The 24529-nt window shown below is 72.2% G+C and carries 19 protein-coding genes; 13 read left to right on the top strand and 6 right to left on the bottom strand.

All coding sequences use genetic code 11. The features are described 5' to 3' along the window. Nucleotides 1-4 precede the first annotated feature (4 nt). Nucleotides 5-763, bottom strand: a complete 759-nt coding sequence (locus ABZ370_RS18630) for a response regulator transcription factor (RefSeq protein WP_358621790.1) — start codon at nt 761-763, stop codon at nt 5-7. A 330-nt stretch (nt 764-1093) separates the two neighbouring features. Here ABZ370_RS18630 and ABZ370_RS18635 point away from each other — a divergent pair, with 330 nt between their 5' ends. The 3 genes from ABZ370_RS18635 (at nt 1094) to ABZ370_RS18645 (ending at nt 3921) form a co-directional block, all read left to right on the top strand. Beyond that, nucleotides 1094-1654: a TetR/AcrR family transcriptional regulator gene (locus ABZ370_RS18635; RefSeq protein ID WP_358621793.1), complete on the top strand. Its 561-nt coding sequence runs from the start codon at nt 1094-1096 to the stop codon at nt 1652-1654. Between the two features lie 109 nt (nt 1655-1763). After that, the gene (locus ABZ370_RS18640; RefSeq protein ID WP_358621796.1) at nt 1764-2456 is read left to right on the top strand and encodes a M24 family metallopeptidase; all 693 of its coding nucleotides are present in this window, start codon (nt 1764-1766) and stop codon (nt 2454-2456) included. Between the two features lie 103 nt (nt 2457-2559). Further along, entirely contained in the window at nt 2560-3921 is a 1362-nt protein-coding gene (locus ABZ370_RS18645; protein ID WP_358622266.1) for an aldehyde dehydrogenase family protein, read from the top strand. Between the two features lie 33 nt (nt 3922-3954). Here ABZ370_RS18645 and ABZ370_RS18650 read toward each other — a convergent pair whose 3' ends face one another. After that, nucleotides 3955-4977, bottom strand: a complete 1023-nt coding sequence (locus ABZ370_RS18650; protein ID WP_358621798.1) for an alcohol dehydrogenase — start codon at nt 4975-4977, stop codon at nt 3955-3957. 138 nt (nt 4978-5115) lie between these two features. Between ABZ370_RS18650 and ABZ370_RS18655 the strand changes: the two genes are divergently transcribed. From ABZ370_RS18655 to ABZ370_RS18670, 4 genes are all read left to right on the top strand, one after another. Then, on the top strand, nt 5116-6306 hold the full coding sequence (locus ABZ370_RS18655; RefSeq protein WP_358621800.1) for a sensor histidine kinase: 1191 nt from the start codon (nt 5116-5118) through the stop codon (nt 6304-6306). Beyond that, a complete protein-coding gene (locus ABZ370_RS18660) occupies nt 6303-6962 on the top strand; it encodes a response regulator transcription factor (protein ID WP_358621802.1) in 660 nt (219 codons plus the stop codon). The genes ABZ370_RS18655 and ABZ370_RS18660 overlap by 4 nt, the downstream gene beginning before the upstream one ends. A 119-nt stretch (nt 6963-7081) precedes the next feature. Continuing rightward, a complete protein-coding gene (locus ABZ370_RS18665) occupies nt 7082-7720 on the top strand; it encodes a GPP34 family phosphoprotein (protein ID WP_358621804.1) in 639 nt (212 codons plus the stop codon). A gap of 15 nt (nt 7721-7735) precedes the next feature. After that, a complete protein-coding gene (locus ABZ370_RS18670; RefSeq protein ID WP_358621807.1) occupies nt 7736-9313 on the top strand; it encodes a carboxylesterase family protein in 1578 nt (525 codons plus the stop codon). A 5-nt stretch (nt 9314-9318) separates the two neighbouring features. Here ABZ370_RS18670 and ABZ370_RS18675 read toward each other — a convergent pair whose 3' ends face one another. Continuing rightward, the gene (locus ABZ370_RS18675; RefSeq protein WP_358621810.1) at nt 9319-10251 is read right to left on the bottom strand and encodes a sensor histidine kinase; all 933 of its coding nucleotides are present in this window, start codon (nt 10249-10251) and stop codon (nt 9319-9321) included. A 218-nt stretch (nt 10252-10469) separates the two neighbouring features. Between ABZ370_RS18675 and ABZ370_RS18680 the strand changes: the two genes are divergently transcribed. Next, nucleotides 10470-10976: a MarR family transcriptional regulator gene (locus tag ABZ370_RS18680; protein WP_358621813.1), complete on the top strand. Its 507-nt coding sequence runs from the start codon at nt 10470-10472 to the stop codon at nt 10974-10976. A 170-nt stretch (nt 10977-11146) separates the two neighbouring features. On the opposite strand, the gene ABZ370_RS18685 is transcribed toward ABZ370_RS18680, so the two are convergent. Continuing rightward, a complete protein-coding gene (locus ABZ370_RS18685; protein WP_358622269.1) occupies nt 11147-12376 on the bottom strand; it encodes a PP2C family protein-serine/threonine phosphatase in 1230 nt (409 codons plus the stop codon). 310 nt (nt 12377-12686) lie between these two features. Between ABZ370_RS18685 and ABZ370_RS18690 the strand changes: the two genes are divergently transcribed. Both ABZ370_RS18690 and ABZ370_RS18695 read left to right on the top strand, forming a co-directional pair. Continuing rightward, the gene (locus tag ABZ370_RS18690; RefSeq protein ID WP_358621815.1) at nt 12687-16964 is read left to right on the top strand and encodes a HAMP domain-containing protein; all 4278 of its coding nucleotides are present in this window, start codon (nt 12687-12689) and stop codon (nt 16962-16964) included. Next, complete coding sequence (locus ABZ370_RS18695; protein WP_358621817.1) at nt 16961-19285, top strand: SpoIIE family protein phosphatase; 2325 nt, start codon at nt 16961-16963, stop codon at nt 19283-19285. Before ABZ370_RS18690 ends, ABZ370_RS18695 begins: the two co-directional genes overlap by 4 nt. Nucleotides 19286-19395: 110 nt before the next feature. On the opposite strand, the gene ABZ370_RS18700 is transcribed toward ABZ370_RS18695, so the two are convergent. Together ABZ370_RS18700 and ABZ370_RS18705 are read right to left on the bottom strand one after the other, a co-directional pair. Continuing rightward, entirely contained in the window at nt 19396-20505 is a 1110-nt protein-coding gene (locus ABZ370_RS18700) for an AbfB domain-containing protein (RefSeq protein WP_358622272.1), read from the bottom strand. Between the two features lie 210 nt (nt 20506-20715). Then, nucleotides 20716-21666: a LysR family transcriptional regulator gene (locus tag ABZ370_RS18705; RefSeq protein ID WP_358621820.1), complete on the bottom strand. Its 951-nt coding sequence runs from the start codon at nt 21664-21666 to the stop codon at nt 20716-20718. A gap of 105 nt (nt 21667-21771) precedes the next feature. On the opposite strand from ABZ370_RS18705, the gene ABZ370_RS18710 reads away from it, so the two are divergent. From ABZ370_RS18710 to ABZ370_RS18720, 3 genes are all read left to right on the top strand, one after another. Then, nucleotides 21772-22410, top strand: a complete 639-nt coding sequence (locus tag ABZ370_RS18710; RefSeq protein ID WP_358621822.1) for a LysE family translocator — start codon at nt 21772-21774, stop codon at nt 22408-22410. Between the two features lie 115 nt (nt 22411-22525). After that, a complete protein-coding gene (locus ABZ370_RS18715; RefSeq protein WP_358621823.1) occupies nt 22526-23482 on the top strand; it encodes an immunity 49 family protein in 957 nt (318 codons plus the stop codon). 238 nt (nt 23483-23720) lie between these two features. Beyond that, nucleotides 23721-24506 (top strand): 5-oxoprolinase subunit PxpA, encoded by a 786-nt coding sequence (locus ABZ370_RS18720; protein ID WP_358621826.1) that lies wholly within the window; start codon nt 23721-23723, stop codon nt 24504-24506. Nucleotides 24507-24529: the final 23 nt, after the last annotated feature.

Here is a 24529-nt window from a genome sequence, read left to right on the forward strand (position 1 = left end):
GGCCTCAGTCCGCGTCCACGTCCGTGTCCGCCATCGCATCCGGCCCGTCCAGCCCGTCCTGTGCCGGTACGACGAGACGGAACCCCACACAGCGCAGCGTCTCGATGCGGCCGGGGTCGCCGAGCTTGCGGCGCAGCGCCGAGATGTGCACGTCCAGGGTCTTGGTCGGGCCGAAGAAATGGGTCTCCCACACGGTGTCCAGGATCCGCTGCCGCGAGCACACCGCGCCCGGGTCCTCGGCCAGCAGCGCGAGCAGATCGAACTCCTTGGGCGCGAGCGTGACGGGCTCGCCCGCCAGCTCGACCCGCCGGGTCCGCCGGTCGATGGTCAGGTTGCCGACCACCTGCACCGACTCCCCGGGCCGCGCCGTCCCCGGGCCACCCGGAGCACCCGGCGCACCGGGCTTGCCGCCCGCCGCGGTGCGCCGGGTCACCGCCCGCATCCGGGCGACGAGTTCGCGCAGGCTGAAGGGTTTCGGCAGATAGTCGTCCGCCCCGAGTTCCAGCCCCACCACCCGGTCCGCTTCCTCCCGCCGGGCGGTGAGCATGATGACGGGCACATCGCAGTCCTGCCGCAGGCGCCGGCACACGTCGATACCGTCCATGTCGGGCAGCCCCAGATCCAGCAGGACCATCTCACCCCGCGGGGCGTCGAGGGCGGCGGCGCCGGTACCGACCCAGTCCACCGCGAACCCGTAGTGCGCCAGGCCGTCCACCAACGGTTTGGCGATCGAGGCATCATCCTCGACGAGCAGCACCTGCATCCGTGACCCCACCTTTTCCTCCACGCCGTCTCCCGACGGCTGTCGAAAGAGCCGACCTCTTCACCCAGCCAGTACGTGCGGCAGCACGCCGGGCGCGAACCGGCGCACGTTTTTGCTCCCGAACGCCAAAATTCCGGGCGGTACAACGGCGTTGCCGGGCAGTTTCCCGGTGCCCCGCCCGGCAGGTGTGCATGTACTGTGCATGCTTTCGCGGATGCGAGCGGCAGAGGCTCTCTTGCCTGGCATGCACCAGGTGATCAGGCGTCCTGGGTCGTATGTGCGTTTGAGTGGAAGGTCGGCTCGGGTACGGTCATCCGGGAGGTGGTATCTATGAACGCCCCGGCACGCCGTATGGACGCGGCGCGGAACCGGACCCGCATCGTGGAGGCCGCCCGCGCCGCCGTCGCCGAGTCCAGCGACGTCCGCCTCAACGAGATCGCCAAGCGCGCCGGTGTGGGGCAGGGGACGCTCTACCGGAACTTCCCCAACCGGGAGGCGCTTCTCGCCGAGGTCTACCGTCGCGATGTCGAGGAACTCGTGACCGCGGCCTCCGCGCTGCTGGTGGAACACGAGCCCGTGGAGGCCCTGCGGCACTGGCTCGACCGGGTGATCGACTACGCCGAGATCAAGTGCGGCGTCCTGGCGGCGCTCGAACCGGTGGCGTGGCAGGACCTCGTCGCCCACAGCGAGAACCCCATCGAAGGCGCCCTCGCTCAGCTGCTGGACGCGGGTAAGGCGGCCGGTTCCCTCCGCACGGATGTGGACGCCCACGGAGTTCTGATGCTCATCGCCTACCTCGGCCGACTGGAGCGGAGCGAGTGGGAGTCGACGGCGCGGCCGCTGATGAGCGTCATCCTCGACGGCCTTCGCCGACAGGACCCGGACCGGTGACCTCCGTACCGCCCCCTGTCGCTCGGCCACCGGCCAGTGGAAGTGGGCCGCCACGTGCGGATTCGCTTCGATTTGCCGCAGCCGGACAGGCGACCGTACGTTCGCCAGCATGGCGGATGACGAACAAACACGCGCGGCACGGCTGCTGGAAGCCCAGGCGAAGGCGGAGCGGCTCTTCGCTGAGATCGGGAAGCGCGGGCTCGTCGCGCCCGGCGAGGGCGAGCGGGCGGTCAGCGACCGCATCCGGGATCTGGCGAACGAGATGTTCGGTACGACCCGCCACTGGCACAAGCGGATCGTGCGCTCCGGGCCGAACACCCTCCTGCCGTACCGGGAGAACCCGCCGGACCGGGTGATCGGCGCGGACGACATCGTGTTCGCCGACTTCGGGCCGATCTTCGAGGAGTACGAGGCCGACTTCGGGCGGACCTTCGTCCTGGGTGAGGACCCGGTCAAGCACCGCCTGCGGGACGATCTGGCCACGCTCTTCGCGGCGGGCAAACGCCACTTCGAAAGCGACCCGCACATCACCGGCAAGCAGCTGCACACCGAGGTCGAACGGCTGGCCACCGAGGCCGGCTGGGAACTGGGCGGCTGGCACGCCGGACACCTGGTCGGCGAGTTCCCGCACGAGACCATCGACGGCGCGGACACCGAGTCGTACATCACCCCCGCCAACGACACCCCGCTGCGCCGCACCGACAAGACCGGGCGCGACTGCCACTGGATTCAGGAGATCCATCTCATCGACCGGGACGGGGGATTCGGCGGCTTCTACGAGCAGCTGCTCACCCTCGGCTGACCCGGCACCGCCCTCCCCTCGATGGTAAATACCTGCCCTGCCAATGGTAATGAGAGTGCAATGTCGGTCCGTTGGGTAGTGCGAGGCCATGTCGAACATCTCGATGGGCACCACGTCGGCCTCAGCTGCCCTTACTGATCCTCGGACCGGCCTCCCCCGCACCGCGCCACCGGCCGCCGACCGGCGGGCGGTGAGGGCGACGGTGTCCGCTGCCCGGGCGGCGCAGCCCGGCTGGAGCGGGCTGACGACCGGCGAGCGGTCGCGTCGGCTGCTGGCCTTCGCGGCCCTGATGGAGGACAACGCCGAACAGTACGTGGCGGCCGAGCAGGCCGGAACGGGAAAGCCCAGGCCGGAGGCGGTCGGTGAGGTCGCCGGGGGCATCGATCTCGTGCGCTTCTACGCGGGAGCGATCCGCAGCGACCTGACGCCGGGCAGCGGGCACCGGTTGCCGGGCCGGGAGAGCTGGGTGCGCTGGGAGCCGCTCGGAGTGGTCGCGGCGATCGTGCCGTGGAACTACCCGCTGATGATGGCGGTGTGGCGGTTCGCCCCCGCGCTCGCCGCGGGGAACACCGTTGTGGTGAAGCCCGCCGAGACGACGGCGGACAGCATGCTGCTGGCCGCACAGCACGCCCGGGAGACCCTCGGCCCGGACGTCCTCACCGTCCTGCCCGGCGACCGGGAGACGGGCCGGTCGCTCGTGGAGTGCCAGGGGGTGGACGCGATCGCGTTCACCGGCAGTCGTACGGGCGGGCTCGACGTCGTCGCGCGCGCCGGACTGCGCCGGGTCAGCCTGGAGCTGGGCGGGAACTGCGCGGCGGTGGTGCTGCCGGACGCCCCCGAGGACACCTGGGAGCGGTTGACGGCGGCGGCCACGTACAACGCGGGGCAGAGCTGCGCGTCTCCGGCACGGGTGCTGACGCTGCGGGAGTGCTACGACCGTACGGTGCAGGAGCTGTCCGACGCGATGGGCCGCCGACGGGCCGGGCGGGACTTCGGGCCGCTGAACAATCCCGACCAGGCACGCCGCTTCGACGGCATCGTCGGCGCGAGCTCGGCCGGTATCCGTCAGGAGGCCCCGGTGGACACCGGCGACGGCGAGACGGGTGGCTACTGGCGGCCGGGCCTGATCCTCGCCGACGTCCCCGAGGACGACCCCGCGGTCGTCGAGGAGGTCTTCGGTCCCGTGCTGACGGTGCAGGCGGTGGAGTCCGTGGAAGACCTGGTCGCGGCCGCGAACGGTATGCCTCACGCGCTCGCCGCCAGTGTGTGGGGCCGGGACACCTCCGCCGTCCTGCGGCTGGCGACCCGGCTGGACGCGGGGGAGGTCTGGGTCAACTGCCACCTGGAACAGACCGGTGAGCTCCCGCACGGCGGGCGCAAGGAATCCGGCCACGGAACGGACATGAGCGTGCTGGCACTCACCGAATATCAGCGCCCGAAGACGATCACCGTCAACGTGGAGTGAGACGATCCGGCACGCGCCGCACGACGGGGCGCGTCAGCGGGTGGTGAGCACCATCCGGAAGCGGGCGGCCCCGGACATCATCTTCCGGTACGCCTCGTCCGCCTGGTCGAGCGGCACGGTCTCGACCATCGGGCGGATGCCGCGCAGTGCGCTGAACGCCATGGTGTCCTGGACGTCCTGCGCGGTGCCGGACGGGTGGCCACGGACGATCCGGCCTGCCATCAGCAGCTGGGTCGGGTTGATTCCCAGCGGGGTGGCGTCCACGCCGATGACCACCAGCTCGCCGCGGGGGGCGAGCCCGTCCACGGTCGCCGTGATGGCGTCGGAGTTGGCGGCGGTGGCCAGCACGGCCTTGGCGCCGCCGAGGGAGCGCAGCGCGTCCGCGACGGAGGTGTCCGCCGTGCTGTCGATGTAGTGGTGCGCGCCGAGCCGCTGGGCGAGGTCGGCCTTGGCGGCTCCGCGGGCGATGGCCACGGTCTCGAAGCCCATCGCGGCCGCGTACTGCACCCCCAGGTGGCCGAGGCCACCGATGCCGAGTACGGCGACCAGGTCGCCGGGCCGGGCCGAGCTGCGCCGCAGCCCGTTGTACGCGGTCACCCCCGCGCAGGCCAGGGGGCCCGCGTCGGTCGCGGACAGCGCGTCGGGAATCCGGGCCAGGGCGTCCACCGGCGCGATCACCGCCTCGGCGTAGCCCCCGTCGTACGTCAATCCGGGGATCTTCAGGTTCTCGCAGACCATGAAGTCGCCGTGCCGACAGGGCGGGCAGTGGCCGCAGCTGCCGCCGAACCAGCCCACCGTCACCCGGTCGCCCACCCGCCAGACGTCATCCGTGCCCGCACCGAGCTCGTCGATGCGTCCGGCGATCTCATGTCCGGCCACCAGGGGAAACCGCACGCCCGGGACCTGGGCGTTCACGAAGACGCTGTCGCTGTGGCAGACCCCGCAGGCCTCCACGGCGATCCGCACATGGCAGGGGGCGGGCCGCGGCACCTCCCGCTCGACGATCTCCAACGCACCACCGGCGGAAGCGACCTGCGCGACGCGACAGCTGCTCATCTGGATCTCTCCGGGGTACGGGGACGACATCCCAAATCCCCCGGAACCAGCAGACCAGCCACGCCCCGGTCGCGCGCGCCGGAGGGAGCGGACGAGGGATGGGCAGGCCAGGGCCGCGCCGCTGGGTAGGGTCGGGGCGTGGAACGCAGCAGCGGACGGCCCGACGACGCCGTCGCCGGGGAGGCGCGGGGCGAGCTGTCGCCCCGGGCGGCCCGGGCGCTGTGGTGGGGGTCGGCCGGTCTGGTGCTCGCCGTCCTCGGCACGTCGGTGCTCGTCGCCGGTGCGGGGCATGGCGGGCGGCTGGCCATGGCGGTGGCCCTGGTCCTGGCGCAGGTCTGCGCCCTGAGGTGGGTGGCCCGCGCCCCGGCCGCCGTACTGGCCGTACTGGCCGTGAACGCGGCGACCGGGCTCGCGGTGTGGGCGCTGCTGCCCGCCGTGACGTTGACGGGGGCGCTGCTCGCGGCGCAGGTCGCGTTGTGCGTGGTGTCGGCCACCAGGCCGCGGCGGGTGTCGGTACGGGCGCTCGCGGCGATGTGCCTGCCCGCGCCGCTGGCGTTCGGGGCGGGCGGCGGCCCCGCGGGGATCGCGGTCTATCTGCTGGCGGTCGTCCTGGCGTGGACCGCGGGGCAGTGGCGCGCGGCGCAGCAGGCACGGATGAGGGCCGAGACGCGCCGGGCCGTGGTGGAGGAGCGCGCGCGGATCGCGCGCGAGGTGCACGACGTCGTGGCGCACACCCTGTCGGTGATGGTCATCCAGGCGGGCGCCGCCGACGATGTGTTCACCCGGCGGCCCGAACAGGCCCGGCAGGCGCTGCGGGCCGTGGAGACGGGCGCCCGCTCGGCGCTCGGTGAACTCCGGCTGCTGCTCCGGGCGTTCGGGCCCGACGAACCCGATGAGGGGGAGGACCCGGCCGGGGAGCGGCGGGAGCCGGGGCCCTCGCTCGCGCGCCTGGAGGAGCTGGCCGACACCGTGCGCGCGACCGGGATGACCGTGCACATACGCCGCGCGGGCGCCACCGACGGGCTGCCTGCCGCCGTGGACCTGGCGGCGTACCGGATCGTCCAGGAGGCCCTCACCAACACGCTGCGCCACGCGGCCGGGGCCGACGAGGTGAGCGTGCGCGTGACGGTCGAAGGGGAGTGCGTGGAGATCACGGTGGTCGACAACGGGCGTACGGCGCAGGGCGGTTCGGCCACGGCCGGAGCGGGACGGGGCCTGGTGGGGATGAAGGAGCGCGCCCGGCTCGTGGGCGGCACCCTGCGCGCCGGTCCGCTGCCCCAGGGCGGGTTCGAGGTGGCGGCGCGGCTGCCGGTGGATGGCGTGTCATGACGCTGCGCGTGGTGGTGGCCGACGACCAGCTGCTGGTCCGTACCGGGTTCCGCATGATCATCGACGCCCGGGACGACCTGGAGGTGGTCGGTGAGGCGTCCGACGGCCGGGACGCGGTGCGGCTGACGCGGGAACTGGCGCCCGACGTGGTGCTGATGGACGTCCGCATGCCCGTCGTGGACGGTATCGAGGCGACCCGGCAGATCGCGGAGAGCGGCAGCCGGGCCCGGGTGCTCGTGCTGACCACCTGGGACGTGGACGCGCACGTCGTCGCCGCCCTCCGGGCCGGGGCGAGCGGTTTCCTGCTGAAGGACATCCGCCCCGCCGATCTCGTCGACGCGATCCGCCTCACCGCACGCGGCGACGCCCTGCTGGCGCCGACCGTGATGCGGCGCGTCCTCGACCGGTTCCTGCGCAGCACGGCCGACCCGGCGCCGCCGCCCTCCCTGCGGGACCTCTCCGGGCGTGAGCGGGAGGTGCTCACCCTGATCGGGCAGGCGCTGTCGAACGCGGAGATCGCCCAGCGGCTGCGTCTGTCGGAGGCCACCGTCAAGAACCATGTCACCGCGGTGCTGCGCAAACTCGGCCTGCGCGACCGCGTCCAGGCCGTCGTCGCCGCCTACGACCACGGACTCGTGGCGCCGCGCCGCCCCTGACGGCGCCGGAACGGCTCCTCCTCAAGGAGGAGGCCGGGCCGCGGTCCTCCTGTGTTCCCAGTGCCGGTCCGTTCTTGCGGCCGATCCGTGGCCGGGGTGGCCGGCCATAGCGTCGAGGTGTGACCGACGACCTGGCCTGCCTCATGTATCTGCTCGCCCACGACGACGCGGCCGAAGGCCCGTACGACCGTTCCCGGACGGAGCTGCTGGTCCGTGCCGCCGCCCTGGCCGACCTCGCGCTGCGCGGCCGGCTGGGGGAGGTGGCCGGTGCGGTCGCCGTGTCCGGAGCGGAACCGACCGGCGACCCCGTCCTGGACGGCGTTCTGCGCGACGCCGCCGACGGGCACGGCTGGAAGCACCTCGTACGTCGCCACCGCAAGCGGACCCTGACGGAGGTGGAGGACCGGCTCGCCGCGGCCGGGCTCCTCACCGTGACGGCGCCCCGCACCCGCTTCGGCACCCGGCGGCTGACCGTGACGGACCCCACCGTGTCCGCCGCACTCCGCGCCCGCGTGTCCGCCGCGCTGTACGGGGACGGCCCCGTGCGGGAGCTCCCCGCCGCCGACGCCGCGCTGCTGGCGCTGGCCTCGGCGGGCGGTATCCGCGCGGTCGTCTCCCGGCAGGACCAGAAGACTTTCCGGGCCCGTATCAACGCCTGCACGGGGCAGCTCGCCGCCCTCGCGCCCGGACTGGAGAAAGCGGTACGCGCGCTGCCGACGACCATGATCGCCGCACAGGGCGGCATGGGCGGCAGCTGACCGAACGGGGAGACGATGACCATGCACCGCGTCCTGACCACCCTGGGCTGCGCCCTGACCGCCGTGCTCACGACGGCCTGGTCCGCGGGACCACCGGCCGGGCCGCCGACCGGGCCCGCCCGGCCCGCCGCCGCCACGACCGTACGCACCCACGACGGCCCGTTACGGGGCGCCGCCCACGACGGCTACCGCACCTTCGAGGGCATCCCCTACGCGGCGCCCCCGGTCGGCAGGCTGCGCTGGGCGCCGCCCCGCCCCGCGGCTCCCTGGTCCGGGGTACGGGACGCGACCCGTCCCGCGAGCGCCTGCCCGCAGGCCGCCGGTGAGGTGCCCGGCGGCAGCACCGACGAGGACTGCCTCCACCTGAACGTCACGACACCCGACGGCGCGGCACCGGCCCGCCCCCGGCCGGTGATCGTGTGGCTGCACGGCGGCGGTTTCACCACCGGGACGGGCAGCTCGTACGACGCCCACCGCATGGCCACCCGCGGCGACGTCGTGGTCGTCACCGTCAACTACCGTCTCGGGGCCCTCGGTTTCCTCGCCCACGGCGGGCTGCCCGGCTCCGGCACCTTCGGCCTGGCCGACCAGCAGGCGGCGCTGCGCTGGGTCCGCGCCGAGATCGGCGCCTTCGGCGGCGACGCGCACAAGGTGACGCTGGCCGGTGAGTCGGCGGGCGGCTACAGCGTCTGCGCCCAGCTCGCCTCGCCCGCCGCCGAGGGGCTCTTCGACCGGGCGGTCATCGAGAGCGGCCCGTGCACCGGCCGCCCCGACCGGCCGTTCGCCCCGTCCTCCGTCCCCCTGTCCACGGCGCGCGCCACGGGCACGGACCTCGCGGCGAAGGTCGGCTGCGGCTCTGCCCGCGACGTCCTGGCCTGTCTGCGGCGCGTGCACGTCTCCCGTCTGCTCGCGGCGCAGGACACCGATCAACAGCCCGCCTACGCCACCCCGTTGCTGCCGCGCGATCCCGCGGCGGCGATCGCCGCGGGCCGCTTCCACCGCGTCCCCGTGCTCCTCGGCGGCAATCACGACGAGGGCAACGGCTGGGCCGCCGGGATCGTCCAGGCAGGTAACCCCGTCACTCCCGGCACCTGGCCCGACGTCGCGGCCACCTTCTTCCCCTCCCCGGGGCAGGCGAAGGCGATCGTCCGCGAGTACCCGGTGCACCGCACCGACGGGGGCCCGGTGTTCGGCGCGGTCATCGGCGACGCCGACTTCGCCTGCCCGACGGCGCACACCGGTCGCCTTCTCGCCGCCCAAGTACCCGTCTGGTCTTATGAGTTCGCCGACGAACACGCCCCGCCGCTCACCCCGGGCGCCCCGCCGTTCCCGCTCGGCGCACCACACGCGAGCGAACTGCCCTACCTGTTCGACCTGGGCGGCCGACCGCGCGACCTGACCGCGGCGCAGCACCGGCTGGCCGACACCATGATCGACTACTGGACCCGTTTCGCCCGCACCGCCGACCCGAACGGCCCGTCGTCCCCGCACTGGTCCCGGCAGACGGCGTTGTCCCTCGCACCGGACCGCGTCGTCCCCACCCACACGGTGCGGCTCCGCCACCACTGCGCGTTCTGGGACGGCCTCGGGTAAAGGGGCTACCGGCCGAGGTGGAAGCGGATGGTGGTGCCGTTCGGGCCGGTGTGGACGCGGACCAGGTCGGCCACCTGGTGCACCATGAGCAGGCCCCGGCCGCCGATCTGGCCGGGTGGGGCCGGGCGGCGCCCGGCGAGGGGGTCGCTGAGGCGGCCGCCGTCCTCGACCTGGCACAGCACCTGTCCGGCCCGTGCCCAGACCCGCACCGTGCCGCGGCCCGCACCGTGCACCACGCTGTTGGTGGTCAGCTCGGCGACCGCCAGGGCCAGATCACCCAGGCGCTGACCGGTGAGGCCGAGCCGTTCACCGGCCGTGACCGCGAACTCACGGGCGACGGGCAGACGGTCCGCGTCGAAGGAGAAGGCGGCGATCCCGGCGGGCGGGGGCAGTGGCTCGTTGTGGGCCGCGATGGCGCGCTGGGGGGCGTAGTCGTGGCTCGGGCGCTCCTGGCCGTTCTCGATGATCACGGGGTGGGTCAGCCATGCGTCGGCGAGCGCGTCGGCGTCCAGCCCGCCGGTGTCGTACGGACACAGGATGGTGACCGCACGGCCGAGGAAGGCCAGGTTGATCAGCGCCTCGTGCTGGACGCACGCGCCGTACTCGGCCGCGGTGCGACCGGCCCAGATGGGTTCGCCGATGATGCGGACCCGGCCGCCGGGATGCCGGTCGGCGAAGTCCCGCAGCACCGCGGGGATGATCCGCCCGGGGTTGCGCCCGGCCTCGGTCATGTCGAGGAACCGCACGCGCTCGCCGTCCCGCCCCAGCGCGGTCCGCAGGAGCCGCAGGGCGGCGCCGGGCACGGCCACCGCGACGGGCTCGGCGGCGTGCAGCCCGTCGAGCACGAAGGGCAGGGTCCCGGCCAGGTAGTCCTCGTCGTTCCGGTAGAAGAGGGCAGGGTGGGTGAAGGGACCGGCGACGGCTTCGGCGGTCACCACGGCGTCACCCCGATCGAGGAAGGACAGGGCCCGGCCCCGGCCCCGGACAACTCCGTACGAGCGGCCGGAGGCCCGTACCACCCTACCCAAGGGGTCTCCGGCGCGGCCGTATACAGGTCCGAGGGGGGCGGGTGCCGGACCGGGGATATGGTTGCGGAGGGAGCAAGGCGCCGGGTCGGCACGAAGGCGCCGAAGACGCTGATTCGGAGTGCACTGTTATGGGCGTGAATCCGGCACCCTCTCACCGTCGGTCCCGCGACGCTGCTCAGATGGCGTGCGAGGTGATCGAGTCGCTCGAGGTGCTGTGGGAGCGGGGGCGGGACGCCGTCTCCTCGTCTCCGGTGTCGGCGTCACAGCTGCGGGTGCTGTACAGCCTGGAGCGCGAGGAGGGTATCAACCTCCGCACGCTCGGGGAGCTTCTGGGCTCGGCGCCCTCCTCCGTGAGCCGTCTGTGCGACCGGTTGCAGGCCCTCGGATTCGTGGAGCGCGCGCCCAGCCCCGTCAGCCGCCGGGAGCTCGAACTGCGGCTGACCAGCCATGGCAAGGCGTACCTGCTGGAGCTGCGGGCCCGCCGGGAGGAAGCCCTGCTGGCCGCCATTGCCGCGATGACGCCGACCGCCCGCAAGGCGCTGCTGGAAGGGCTGACGGGGTTCCAGGAGGCCGTGGACAAGACGGAGTCGGGCCATCAGCGGGAGGCCGCGGACGGAGCGGTCCGGTTCGCCTGAGCGCGCCGCCCGGCGCGGGCGCGCATGCCTGTCCGTCCGGTGCGCCACCGCCCGCCCCCGTCTGTCATCGGCTGCCGCCCGCGTGCGCCGGAGGAGTCCGGCGCGACGCTCCGAGCGCCGAAGGAATTGCGGCGCGACGCTCCTAGATTGTTGTCAATCGGGCACAGTTGTCAAATGGCAACGATCCCCGGGAAATCCCCTTCCGGCGCGCCCCCTTCGCCCGATCCGCTCCGCTCCTTCCGCCCGTACCAGTCGAGGCAGACCACCAGGGCGTCGTCGTCGAGCGGACTCTCGGAGCGGAAGCCGGCCAGCTGATGCAGGATCGCCTGGGGTACCTGGGTCGGCGGCAGCAGCCGGGTGTTGCCCAGGGCGCGGGCCAGTGCCCGTTCCCCGTAGTTCTCGCCGGACGGGGACAGCGCTTCGTACACCCCGTCGCTCCCGAACAGGAGGCGATCGCCGGGGCGGGCGGTGAAGTGCTCGCCGACATAGACGGTGTCCTCGAACATCCCGAGCGGCAGCTGCGCGTCGAATCGCACGGACTCCACCGCGCCCTCCCGCTGGCGCCACATCCGTGGCGACCCCGCGTCGACGACCTCCACGTCCCCGGTGGCGAGGTCGAACTGCAGCAGCAGCGCCGACAGATAGCACGCGCCCCGGTAGCGGGCGTAGACCGCCTGGTCGGCCAGGCTGGCCTGATCGCACAGGTCGAGGCCCGCGCGCCGGGCGTTGCGCAGGGCGTTGATGGCGAGGTTGGTCAGCAGCGACGCCTCGATGCCCTCTCCCATGCCGTTGGTGAGGACGAGCGTCAGATGGTCGGCGGAGACCGACCAGTCGAAGTTGTCGCCGAAGATCGCGTACGCGGGCTCCAGATGCGCCCCGAGCGAGAACTCCGGACGTGCGCAGGAGTGGCCGGGCAGCAACTGCCACTGCATCTCGGCGGCCAGGGTCAGCCGGGTGGCGCGCCGGGCCAGGAGGTAGAGGTCCGTGTCGCGCTCGGCGACGAGGATCTCGCGGCCGAGGGCCGCGCAGACCGCCTGGAGGCGGGATATCTGTGGCCGGGCGTCATGTTCGGCCGGCAGCCGTACGGACAGCACCCCCATCCGGTCGCCGCGGATGGTCATCGGAAGGTGCACGGTCACCGCGTCGTGCCGGGGGTGCCGGGTGACGCACGGTTCCTGGGAGCCGAAGGCGCGGCCCTGGGGGCTGCCCTGAATGGGCACCGGCTCCGCGCCGCGGGGCTCCGGGCCCACGGTCTGGAGTGACCGCATCCCGTAGTCCACCATGCGGAGCTCGACCCGCTCGGCGCCGTACTGCTCCGCCAGGGCGGCCGTGACGACATCGAGCAGAGCGTGGGGTGCGGCTGTGTGCAGCGCCTGCTCGACCATAGAAATTTTGTCCACATCGTCCTGCTTCTTGAAACGCGCCGGAGGTGCGGCGATGTCTGTGATCACCGCGCGCGCATTCTATGCGTCACTGCGACAACAGTTGTCGTACGACAATTATCTTCGGTACCTCCGCTCATCGCTGTCACGGTGGCGCTCGAACGCGTCAGCCTTTGGGTGGGCGGGCCTGTTCGTCAATAGTTGCCGGACGGCAAATGTGGCAGTATGACGCTTCGGAGCGTCTGATCACTCCCGGGCCGTAGGCTCGCCGGTCTCTCGTTCAGAGGCGCCCGGTGAGACGGGACCGCTACTCGAGGGGCGGAGAACCATGGTGGCGAGTTCCGGCGCGGGACAGCGCGCGGTGCCGCGCACGGCCAAGGGACGTGGTGTCGGCACGGTCGCGGAACCGGAGTTGCGGCAGTTACTGGTCGGTCTCACGGCGGTCAGGGACGGCGACTTCGGCACTCATCTGCCGACCGACCGGGACGGCCTCCTGGGGGAGATCGCCACCGTCTTCAACGGCATGGTCGACCAACTGTCGCTGTTCACCTCCGAGGTGACGCGGGTCGCCCGGGAAGTGGGTACCGAGGGCCGTCTCGGCGGCCAGGCCGCGGTACCGGGGGTGGACGGCACCTGGAAGGACCTCACCGACTCCGTCAACGCCATGGCGGGCAACCTCACCACGCAGGTGCGCGACATCGCCCAGGTCGCCACGGCGGTGGCCAAGGGCGATCTCTCGCAGAAGATCACGGTCGTGGCCCGGGGCGAGATCCATGAGCTGAAGAACACCATCAACACCATGGTGGACGAACTGTCCTCGTTCGCGGCCGAGGTGACGCGGGTGGCCCGTGAGGTCGGCACCGAGGGCATCCTCGGCGGCCAGGCCCAGGTGCCGGGCGTCGGCGGCACCTGGCGGGATCTGACCGACTCCGTCAACTCCATGGCCGGAAACCTCACCGCCCAGGTGCGGTCGATCGCGCGCGTGGCCACGGCGGTGGCGCAGGGCGATCTGACGCGCAAGATCGATGTGGACGCGCGGGGCGAGATCCTGGAGCTGAAGACCACCATCAACACGATGGTGGACCAGCTCTCCTCGTTCGCCGCCGAAGTCACGCGCGTGGCCCGCGACGTCGGCACCGAGGGACGGCTCGGTGGCCAGGCCGATGTCCAGGGCGTCTCGGGCACCTGGAAGGACCTCACCGAGTCGGTCAACGTGATGGGTGACAACCTCACCGCCCAGGTGCGGTCCATCGCCGAGGTCACCACCGCCGTGGCGCAGGGCGATCTGTCGCAGAAGATCCGGGTGGACGCGCGGGGCGAGATCCTGGAGCTGAAGACCACCATCAACACGATGGTCGATCAGCTGTCGGGCTTCGCCGACGAGGTGACGAGGGTGGCCCGCGAGGTCGGCACCGAGGGCAACCTCGGTGGCCAGGCCACCGTCCGGGGCGTCTCGGGCACCTGGAAGGACCTGACCGACAACGTCAACGTCATGGCGTCCAACCTCACCAGTCAGGTGCGGTCCATCGCCCAGGTGGCGACGGCGGTGGCCCGCGGCGATCTGTCGCAGAAGATCACCGTCGAGGCCAAGGGCGAGGTGGCCGCGCTCGCCGGGGTGATCAACACCATGGTGACCACCCTCTCGGCGTTCGCGGACGAGGTGACGCGGGTGGCCCGTGAGGTCGGCACCGAGGGCATACTCGGCGGCCAGGCGCAGGTGCCCCATGTGGCGGGCACCTGGAAGGACCTCACCGACAACGTCAACTCCATGGCGAACAACCTGACCAACCAGGTCCGCAACATCGCCCAGGTCACCACGGCGGTGGCGCAGGGCGATCTGACGCGCAAGATCGACGTGGACGCGCGGGGCGAGATCCTGGAGCTGAAGACCACCATCAACACGATGGTGGACCAGCTCTCCTCGTTCGCCGCCGAAGTCACGCGCGTGGCCCGCGAGGTGGGCAGCGAAGGGCGGCTCGGCGGTCAGGCCGAGGTCGAGGGCGTCTCGGGGACCTGGAAGCGGCTGACCGAGAACGTCAACGAACTGGCCGGGAACCTGACCCGGCAGGTCCGGGCCATCGCCGAGGTCACCAGCGCCGTGGCCGAGGGCGATCTGACGCGCTCCATCACGGTGGACGCCTCCGGCGAGGTCTCCGAGCTCAAGGACAACATCAACGCCATGGTGGAGTCCCTGCGCGAGACCACCCGGACCAACCAGGAGCAGGACTGGCTCAAGACCAACCTCGCCCTCATCTCCGGGCTGATGCAGGGCCAGCGCGATCTGACGGTCGTCGCCGACCTGGTCATGGACCGGCTGACCCCGCTGGTCGGCGCCCAGTACGGCGGCTTCTACCTCGCCCACGAGGCCCCGGACGGGGTGGAACTGCGGCTGCTCGGCTCCTACGGACTGCCCGCCGCGGACTCCGGGGAGCGCCCGGTGCGGTTCCGGCTCGGCGAGTCGCTCGTCGGACAGGCGGCCCGCAGCCGCCGCACCATCGCCATCGAGCAGCTCCCGCCCGGCTACGTCACCGTCTCCTCGGGACTCGGCGCGGCCGAGGCGTCCAGCCTCCTCGTCCTGCCCATCGTGGTCGAGGAGCAGATCCTCGGCGTCATCGAGGTGGCCTCGGTCAGCCGCTTCACCCAGGTCCACCGGGACTTCCTCGATCAGCTCATGGAGACCGTCGGGGTCAACGTCAACACCATCGTGGCCAACGCCAGGACCGATGAGCTGCTGGAGGAGTCCCAGAGGCTGACCGCCGAGCTCCAGGCGCGTTCCCAGGAGTTGCAGGTAGGCCAGGACGAACTGCAGAACTCCAACGCCGAACTGGAGGACAAGGCCGCCCTGCTGGCCGCGCAGAACCGCGACATCGAGACCAAGACCCGGGAGATCGAGCAGGCCCGCCAGGAGCTGGAGGAACGGGCCCGGCAGCTCACGCTGGCCTCCAAGTACAAGTCGGAGTTCCTGGCCAATATGAGCCATGAGCTGCGTACCCCGCTCAACAGCCTGCTGATCCTCGCGCAGCTCCTGGCGCAGAACCCGGCCCGGAACCTCACGCCCAAGCAGGTGGAGTACGCGGGCGTCATCCACTCGGCGGGTTCCGATCTGCTGCAGCTGATCGACGACATCCTGGATCTGTCCAAGGTCGAGGCCGGGAAGATGGACGTCGAGCCCGAGCGGGTGCCGCTGCAGCGGCTGCTCGACTATGTGGAGGCCACCTTCCGGCCGATGACGGCGCAAAAGGGCCTCGACTTCCGTATCAGCGTCTCGCCCGCCGTCCCCGCCGAACTGGTCACGGACGACTCCCGGATGCGCCAGGTGCTGCGTAATCTGCTGTCCAACGCGGTCAAGTTCACCGAATCCGGCTGCGTGGAGCTGCGCATCGCGCCCGCCGCGGAATCCGATCTGCCCCGGGAGGTCCGCGGCCAGGGGCCCGCGCTCGCGTTCCGGGTGGTGGACACCGGCATAGGCATCGCCGAGCAGCAGCTCGAAGCCATCTTCGCCGCGTTCCAGCAGGCGGACGGCACCACGAGCCGCAAGTACGGCGGCACGGGGCTTGGCCTGTCCATCAGCCGGGAGATCGCCCATCTGCTGGGCGGGGCGGTCCGCGCCGCCAGCACCCTCGGCGAGGGCAGCACCTTCACGTTCTACCTGCCCGTCGGCAGGTTCCGCCTCCCCGACCCGCCGCGGGGCGAGGACGGGCAGGAGCCTTTCCCGGCGTCGCAGGCCGCCGGTGTCGCGGAGCAGCGCCTGCTGCTGGTGGTCGAGGAGCGGCCGCACGGGCTGCTGTCGCTCCTGGTCGAGAGTGCCGTGGCCGAGCTGGCGGCCGGTGGCAAGGCCACCGGCGCGGTGCGGGTGCGGACCGTGGCCGATCCGCGGGAGGCCGTCGCGGCGCTCACCGACGAGCTGTGCCACTGCGTCGTCCTCGGCCTCGACATGCCCGACGAGGCCGCCCTGCGCTTCCTCGACGAGCTGGACGGCGTACCGGCCGCCCGGCAGGTGCCGGTCCTGGCCCACCACACCCGGCGGCTCGACCCCCCGTGGAACCGGCGGCTGACGGACCGTTTCCAGGGTGAGCCATGGGAGCTGCTGCCGAGCCTGGACGAGCTGCGCGAGCGCGTCGTGCTGCATCTGACGGCCGACCATCCGGCCGACGTCCTGCCCCTGGTGCCGTCCGCCTCCGTACCGGCTCTCGCCGCTGCCGGGGCCGCGCACGCGGGCGCGGACGGCGACCTCGCCGGGCGGGGGGTGCTCATCGTGGACGACGACGCCCGTAACGTCTACGCGCTCACCGGCATCCTGGAGCTGCACGGCATGCGCGTCCTGCACGCCGAGAACGGGCGCAAGGGGCTGGAGATGCTGTCCCGCCACGAGATGGTCGAGCTGCTGCTGATGGACATCATGATGCCCGAGATGGACGGCTACGCCGCCACCGCGGCGATCAGGGCCATGCCCGAGTACGCCGATCTGCCGATCATCGCGGTGACCGCCAAGGCCATGGCGGGCGACCGGGAACAGACGCTGGCCGCCGGGGCCAGCGATTACATCACCAAGCCGTTGGACGCCGATGAGCTCGTGGCCTGCGTGCGCCGCTGGCTGCACCGGTGAGCGGGCGTGAACGGCGTCTGAACGCGCTTGCGGCCACCGTCGAGCGACTGCGCGGCGAACTCACCGCGGTACAGGAGGCCGCGGACGCGCGAACCCTGATCGGCATCGCCACCGGCATCCTGGTCGAACGCGGCCACGGCGGCCCGACACGGGCCGCCCGCCATCTGGAGGAGCTGGCCGAGGCCGCCGGGCAGCCGCTTCTGGAGCTGGCCGCCGACGTGGTCGACGGGGCGGCCGGGGACACGGTCGCCCGGGCGCTGTTCGGCGCACCGCAGGGGCCTGGCGGCGCACACCACAGCCCTCCGGACGTCCTGCGGCTGCGGGCGGCCGAGGCCGGTTCGCTCACCGGCGACCCCCAGACGGTGGTGGACACGCTGATCGAGCAGGTGCTCGCGCCGCTCGGAGTGAGCGCGGTGGCGCTGTGGGCCGTGGTGTCCGGCGACGCGCTGGCCCTCGCCGGGCACGCGGGCTTTCCGCGCGGCGAGGCCGAGCGGTGGCGGTTCGTCCCGCCGGGCCTGCGGGTGCCCGCTCAGCGCGCCATGGCCGAGCGGCGGACGCGGTGGTTCGCGGCGATGCCCACCGACGTGGCGGCCATCGGAACGCGCCACGGCAGCGACGGTGCCCGTGCCATACTCCCGGCCGAGCTGGGCGGCCGCGTCCTCGGTGTGCTGGAGGTGTGCTGGCCCCACCCGCGGCCCCCGCTGTCCGCCCCGGTCGGCCGCCAGTTGAACGCACTGGCCGAGCTGTGCGCCCACGCCCTGCCCGGCACGGCGGAGACGGCGGCCGGTACCACCGCCGATACGGCGCTCCCGGCCGGTCCCGCGATGGATCTCGCCGACGGCCTGCTCGACCCGGTGCTGATCCTGCGGCCGGTGCTCGACGACCACGACCAGGTGGCCGACTTCTCCATCGCCTACGTCAACGAGCGCTTCGCCGATCCGGCGGGCCGCCCCCGCACCATGATCACGGGTATGCGGCTGCTGGAGGCGTACCCCCTCACGGCCAGCGAAGGCGGTCTCTACGAGCACGTGTCGCGGGTCCACGCGACGGGCCGGCCGTTCCGCGCGGAGCGGTTCGCCCTGCGTGTCCTCGTCGACGATGTGTCCCTGACCTGGATCGTCTCCGTGGGCATCGGCCGCTACGGGGACGCGGTGGTGCTGAGCTGGCGGCCGGAGGGCGAGGCGGCACGGCTTGCCGCCCTGCTCGAACACGTCCAGCGGCTCGGCCGGATCGGCGGCTTCCAGGAGGACGCGGTCAGCGGCGAGATCCTGTGGAACAGACATCTGTTCTCGCTCTTCGGCCTCCCGCCCACCGCGTCCCCCGTGCCGGTGGAGCGGCTGAACAACCACGCGCACCCCGATGACTCCGTGGCCATCGGCCGCTTCCTGCGCACCCTTCTGCACCACCGGCACTCCGCCTCGACCGCGTTCCGGCTCCAGCGGGCCGACGGAGCCGTCCGGCACATCCGCGTCGTCGCGGAGCCGGTGACCGATCCGGCCGGGCATCTGCTCGCGGTGCGCGGGGCCTACCAGGACTGCTCCAGCCAGCACTGGACGGAGGTGGCGCTCGCGGCCACGCGCGACCAGCTCGCCGACTCCGAGGAGCACGCCGCGGAACGCAACCGGCTGGCCCTCCAGCTGCAGCGGGCCATCATGCCCTCGTCCCACGCGCCGGTCGCCATCGCGGGACTGCATGTGGCGGTGCGCTACCGCCCGGCCGAGGAGGGGCACTTGGTGGGCGGCGACTGGTACGACGCCGTGGTCCTGCCCCATAAGAAGGTGCTGCTGGCGGTCGGCGATGTGGCAGGCCATGGCATCGAGGCGGCGACGGGCATGGTGGTCCTGCGCAACGCGCTGCGCGGTCTCGCCGCGACGGGCGCGGGACCGGCCCAGCTGCTGGGCTGGCTGAACACGGTGGCCCACCACCTCACCGAACACGTCACGGCCACCGTGGTCTGTGGCGTCTACGATCCGCAGACCCGCGTGCTGGCCTGGGCGCGGGCCGGTCATCCGCCCCCGGTCCTGATCCACGAGGGCACCGCCGCGGCCCTGCCGCTGCCCGGCGGCATCCTGCTGGGCGCGGTCGCCGAGGCGCAGTACGAGGAGAACCTGCTCGGCCTGGTGCCCGGAGACCGGCTGCTGATGTACACCGACGGGCTGATCGAACGCCGGGACCGCTCCGTGGAGAAGGCGCTCGAACAGCTCCTGGCCACCGTCGGCGCCGCCACCCCGCAACTCGGCGAGCACCTCGACGTCCTGCTGACCCACGCGCGCTCCGACACCGACGACGACACCTGTCTCATCGGCATCGACGTGAGCTGAGGCGATGCGCACCCGGGGGTGCGGAGGTGGCCGGCGTGGCGGGCCGCGGGCTCAGGTGGTCTGCGTCACACACCTGTAGGGGATTTCGGCGCGACCGCGACCCGGACGGTTCAGTAGCCGACGCGGAAGGTCGCGTCCTGGCGCTCGGTCGTCGTGGAGATGGGGTCGATGCGCAGGACATAGTCGGAGTGGCGGATGTAACGGGCCGGGTAGTTGTACGACTTCAGCCGGTTCCAGGCCGGGGCGCCCCACCGGGCGATCAGGTTGTTGTACTCGGCCGTGGTGATCGTCGTGATGCCGCAGTGCTTGGAGTTGACGGGCTGGGCGTAGGTCTTCTGGTCGAGCGCGGTCCAGGTGCCGGAGGCCAGGTCGGTGCTCCGCCAGGCGTAGAAGACCCCGTTGGGGGTGTAGGTGTCGCCCCACAGATACCAGGCGTTCGAGGTCAGGGACTTGTAGACGGTCGGGGCCTCGGTGCCGCCGTGGGCGACACCGGCGCCGAACTCCGTGAAGCTGCCCGGGTTCAGGGAGGTGGAGCGGGCCGCCACCAGGGTCTGGTTCTTCTTGAAGAACAGGTAGTTGTAGCCGCCCACGCCGACCGCCATGTCTCCGTCGATCACGTCGTAGCCGGGGTCGAAGAACACCTGCGGGGCGGAGGCGGTGACGAAGTCGGTGGTGTAGTTGACCATGATCACGTTGTGGCCGCTGGAGTCGACCGAGGAGTAGATGACCGCGTACTGCCCTCTGCCCGCGTCCCAGAACGCCTCGGGGGCCCAGCTGTGGGTGGTCATGCCGTGCAGCTTCAGCCGCCGGTAGCCGGTGAAGGTGCGTAAGTCCGCGGAGTCCCAGACGTGGATGTACTGGCTGTTGTAGCTCCAGTCGGTCCCCTTGAGGTCGGTGGCGAGGACGACGAACGTGCCGTCCCGTTTGCGCAGGAGGAACGGGTCGCGCAGACCGAGGGCGCCCGCGGTGGGGGTGACCAGGGGGTTGTTCTGGTTCAGCGGCGTCCATTCGAGGGAGTCCGCGCTGACGGCGAGGTGAAGGCCGTAGTCGGTGCCCTCGCCGAGGCTGGTCGACTCGGTGAAGTAGCACATCGCATAGGCCGAGTCGGCGGCGTGGGCTGTTCCGGCGCCGAGCGCCAGGGCGCCGGTCGCCGCCAGGGGAGTGGCGGCGGCCATGCCGAGGAAGCGGCGGCGGGACGGCTGGGGGCCGGGGCGGAGCATCGCACTCATCTTGGTCTCCAAGGGAGGTGCATGAATGAGCCGGGCGAACGGCATGAGAGAGGTGGCCGGACACCAGATGGTGCCGGTATTTCGATCGGTATTTCGAACAGAGTTCGGCGGATCGATCAGAAGGTAGACCGTGGCGGCTGGTGCGTCAACGTTCCCGGCGGTTCTCGAACAGGGCCTTCGAAAGCGCCCGGCCGAGTGACGTCAGCCGCTCGCGGGGGGCTCGTGCCAGGTGGTGGTGCGTTCGTGTGCGACGTCGCGCAGCAGTCCGAGGAACACGTCCACCAGCGGGGTGAGGGCGGTGTCGGCCTGGGTCAGCGCGTGGATCTCGCGGTGCAGCCTTGGCCGGATCAGTTCGCGGTGGGTCGTTCCCGGGGTGTCGGTCAGCGCCAGGCGGGAGACCAGGGCCACCCCGCTGCCCGCGCCGACCAGGGCCTGGGCGACGTCGTAGGACTCGGTCTCGAAGCGGACCCTGGGGGTGAAGCCCGCCTCGTCCGCGGCTCGGTCGAACTGCTCACGGGCCACGTGCCCGGCCAGGATCGCGACCCAGGATTCGTCGCGCAGCCGCTCCAGGCGCAGCGGGGCGCCGGGTGGTGTCGCGGCGACGAGCGGATGGTCGTCGGGGAGCACCACGACCATGGGGTCGTGCAGCAGCCGGTGGGGGGAGATCTCCGGGGGCAGTGCCGGGGCCGGGCCCCAGGTGGCGACGACCGCCATGTCGAGCCTCCTGGCGACGAGCTCGTCGAGGCCGCGGATGGACATCACGTCGACGACGGAGACGTCCGCGTCCGGATGACGGTGGCGCAGCGCGATCAGCGCCGGTGGCACCAGGTGGAGGGCGGCGGCCTGGAAGGCGCCGACGCGCAGCCGCAGTGACAGATGGCCCAGCAGCGCGGCCATCTCGGTCGCGGCTCGCTCCGCCGCCGCGTCGATGGTCCGCCCGTGGCCGGCGAGCAGCGCGCCGGGCTCGGTGAGCTTCGCTCCGCGCGGGCCGCGGACGACCAGCGGCACCTGCCATGCGCGCTCGGCTCTGACCACCTGTTGGGTGACGGCGGCGGGAGTGAGCCGCAGCGCCTGAGCCGCCGCGGTCAGCGAGCCGAGCTCCTGGATCAACGCCAGAAGCCGCAGTTGTCCGGGGTCCACGGGTGCGGGCATGTAATCAGCTTAATGCTGTGCCCATGATTCTTAAGTTCCCTTAAGTCCGCTGGTGAGCGAGGCTGGACGACGTCCGAACGAACCGATGCTCCGGAAAGGCCTCGCGTGTTCAGCAACCTGCCCGCGTTCCTGCTCACCACATGGCTGCTGGCCATGCTGCCGGGCGCGGGGCAAGCGGTCATGGTCCGCCAGGTGCTGGCGGGCGGCCTGCGCGGCGCCAGGGGCACCATCGCCGGAAACGCCTCCGGGCTCGTGCTGTGGTCCGTGGCCGCGGCCGCCGGGCTGTCGGCCGTCCTGATGGCGAGCCCCCGCGCCTACGCCGCCGTCCGGATCGTGGGCGGCATCGTGCTGGTGACGCTCGGGGTGCGGACGCTGCTGGCCGCACGCTCGGCTCCGCCGGGCGTCGGTGACGCCGGGGGCGCGGCCGGTGTGAGCGCGGGCCGAGGCGGTTTCCGGGGCGGCTACCTCATGGGACTCGGCACGTGCCTCGGCAACCCCAAGGCGGGGGTGTTCGCCGTGTCGGTGCTGCCGCAGTTCGTCACGACCACGGGGCCCGTCTTTCTGGCCAGCACCGCTCTCGGCGTGCTGTGGGCCCTGGTCAATGCCTGCTGGTATCTGCTGTTCACCTGGCTCGTCAACCGGGGGCGCGCCCTGGTCTCCCGCCCGGCGGTCCAGCGGAGGCTGAGCGTGGCGACCGGCGTCGTCCTGCTCCTGCTGGGCGTGGCGGTGGCCACGGGCGCGTGATCTCCCGCCGCCCGGGCAGCGGGTGCTGACGGCTGCTCACACGACGGCCCCCACTGTCCGATGCCGCTGTTAGCGTGCCACCTCCAGCCAGAGGATCAAGAGGAGTTGGCGTTCGATGCGGGAAGTGACGTGCCACGCGGTCGGTGAAGGGCGTATAGCCCAGGCACTCGACGACATCGCGGGACGGACCCTGGGGCGGTGGCACGGGCTGCGCTACGACGATCCGTCCCCGGAGCGGATGAAGGAGATGCGGGACGAACTCCTCGACCACGTCGCCGCCCGTGCTGTCGAGGACCCCGCCCTCGGCGACGAGCTGTCGCGCGCGGCACTGCGGACCGCGGCGGAGTGCTCCCTGGGCGTGTTGAGCGTGGGCTGTTTCCCCGGCGGCGACCAGGAGATCGAATTTCCGCTCATCGGCGAGCGGCTCAGCAGTGAGGACATCGACTTCCGTGATGTCGCCGAGCAGGCACCCACGGCCGGGACATGGCTCGATACGTTTGCGATGTGCCTGGTCAGCGGCGCGGTGTGGGAATGGCAGCGGGTGATCGGGCTGCTGCTGCGCGGGGATTACGCGCCCGCGATCCGGGACGGCGTGCCGTACTCGAAGCTGACCTCGACGTCGGAACCGGCCGATGTCGCCGCGATGGACGCGCTGTGCGGCTATCTGACCGAGGAGAGCGGCCATCTGCCCCGCGACTGGCCCACCGTGACGCTGTGCGAGCCGGACGCGGACGAGCGGGCCGAGGCGGCCCGGCGACTGGACGCGGTCGGCGGCCTGACACCGGACCAGCGTCTGCTGCGCGCGCTGCTCGACGATGACCAGCACACCTTCGAGCAGGCTCTGGTGGCCCGGCTCGCCGAGCACGGGGACGGTGCGGGACCCGATCCCTCGCCCAGGAGCCTGCTGCCGGTCGGCGCCGTCGCCGTGGCCGCTCTCGCGGTCCAGGTGCACGGGTGGGAGCTGGGCGTCCGGTCCGGTTATCTGCCGCCCGCCCTCCTGGGCTCCACCGACGCGCTGCGGGTAGCGGCGGACGCCGGACCGAACACCCTGGGCGGGTGGTACGCGAAGTAGCGGCTCCCCCGGCGTCGCCGATGTGAGGTGGGCACCGCCGACTCCGACGGCGACGCCGCGCGGTCCGGCGGGAGCCATCGGGAACCGCACTACAGCCATGGGTCTTCCTGATGTGTTCTTCTTCCCGGGCCGCGCCGGACCTAGTGTCCAGCTGGACACGGTCCCTTGCCGGGCCGGTTCGTGTGAGCGTCCGACCTGGTCGGACGCCGTCCCGACCCCTGCGGGAAGGAGCCTCGCTGTGCCTGTCGTCGATCTGGTGGCCGACCTCGGAGAGAGTTTCGGGTCCTACACCATGGGCAATGACGCCGAGCTGCTGAATCTGCTCACCTCGGCGAACGTCGCGTGCGGATTCCACGCGGGAGATCCGCGGGTGATGGACGCGACGGTGCGTGCCTGCGTGGAGCGTGGCGTCGGTGTCGGCGCGCATCCGAGCTTCCCCGATCTGGTGGGCTTCGGGCGCCGGGCGATGGACCTGACACCGGACGAGGTGCGCACCGACGTCCTGTACCAGATCGGGGCGCTGTCCGCGTTCACCCGCGCGCACGGCACCCGCGTCAACCATCTGGCGCCGCATGGCCGCCTCGGCAACCTCGTGGTCGTCCGGCGTGACTACGCCGAGGCGGTGGCGGACGCGGTGGAGGCCTTCGACCCGTCCCTCGTGATCCTCATGCAGGAGGGCGAGATGGCGGCCGTCGCGCGCGAACGCGGTCTGCGGATGGCCATGGTGGGCATCGCGGACCGGGCGTACGAGGACGACGGCACCCTGGTGTCCCGGTCCGAACCCGGCGCCGTACTCCACGACCCGGACGAGGTCACCCGCCGGACCGTCCGGATGGTGACCGAAGGGGTGATCACCAGCCGGTACGGCACGGACCTGCCGGTCCGCACGGACTGCGTCCAGCTGCACGGCGACGGCCCCGCCGCGCTGGAGCTCGCGCGGCGCATCCGTGGCGAACTGCTGGACGCCGGAGTCGCGGTGGCGCCACTGGACGAGGTGCTGGATGCCCGCGCTCAGGTGGCGTGACCGGCGGCGTGACCCGGGTGGCA

It is taken from the genome of Streptomyces sp. NPDC005962 (assembly GCF_040629205.1).
Lineage (GTDB): Bacteria > Actinomycetota > Actinomycetes > Streptomycetales > Streptomycetaceae > Streptomyces.

Bases quoted from the DNA above. Each gene is read 5' to 3' on its own strand.
- ABZ370_RS18715 (WP_358621823.1), top strand. From the start codon at position 22,526: ATGCGGGAAGTGACGTGCCACGCGGTCGGTGAAGGGCGTATAGCCCAG.
- ABZ370_RS18650 (WP_358621798.1), bottom strand. From the start codon at position 4,977: ATGAGCAGCTGTCGCGTCGCGCAGGTCGCTTCCGCCGGTGGTGCGTTG.
- ABZ370_RS18705 (WP_358621820.1), bottom strand. From the start codon at position 21,666: ATGCCCGCACCCGTGGACCCCGGACAACTGCGGCTTCTGGCGTTGATC.
- ABZ370_RS18700 (WP_358622272.1), bottom strand. From the start codon at position 20,505: ATGCTCCGCCCCGGCCCCCAGCCGTCCCGCCGCCGCTTCCTCGGCATG.
- ABZ370_RS18630 (WP_358621790.1), bottom strand. From the start codon at position 763: ATGCAGGTGCTGCTCGTCGAGGATGATGCCTCGATCGCCAAACCGTTG.
- ABZ370_RS18690 (WP_358621815.1), top strand. From the start codon at position 12,687: ATGGTGGCGAGTTCCGGCGCGGGACAGCGCGCGGTGCCGCGCACGGCC.
- ABZ370_RS18670 (WP_358621807.1), top strand. From the start codon at position 7,736: ATGACCATGCACCGCGTCCTGACCACCCTGGGCTGCGCCCTGACCGCC.
- ABZ370_RS18645 (WP_358622266.1), top strand. From the start codon at position 2,560: ATGGGCACCACGTCGGCCTCAGCTGCCCTTACTGATCCTCGGACCGGC.
- ABZ370_RS18660 (WP_358621802.1), top strand. From the start codon at position 6,303: ATGACGCTGCGCGTGGTGGTGGCCGACGACCAGCTGCTGGTCCGTACC.
- ABZ370_RS18680 (WP_358621813.1), top strand. From the start codon at position 10,470: ATGGGCGTGAATCCGGCACCCTCTCACCGTCGGTCCCGCGACGCTGCT.
- ABZ370_RS18640 (WP_358621796.1), top strand. From the start codon at position 1,764: ATGGCGGATGACGAACAAACACGCGCGGCACGGCTGCTGGAAGCCCAG.
- ABZ370_RS18635 (WP_358621793.1), top strand. From the start codon at position 1,094: ATGAACGCCCCGGCACGCCGTATGGACGCGGCGCGGAACCGGACCCGC.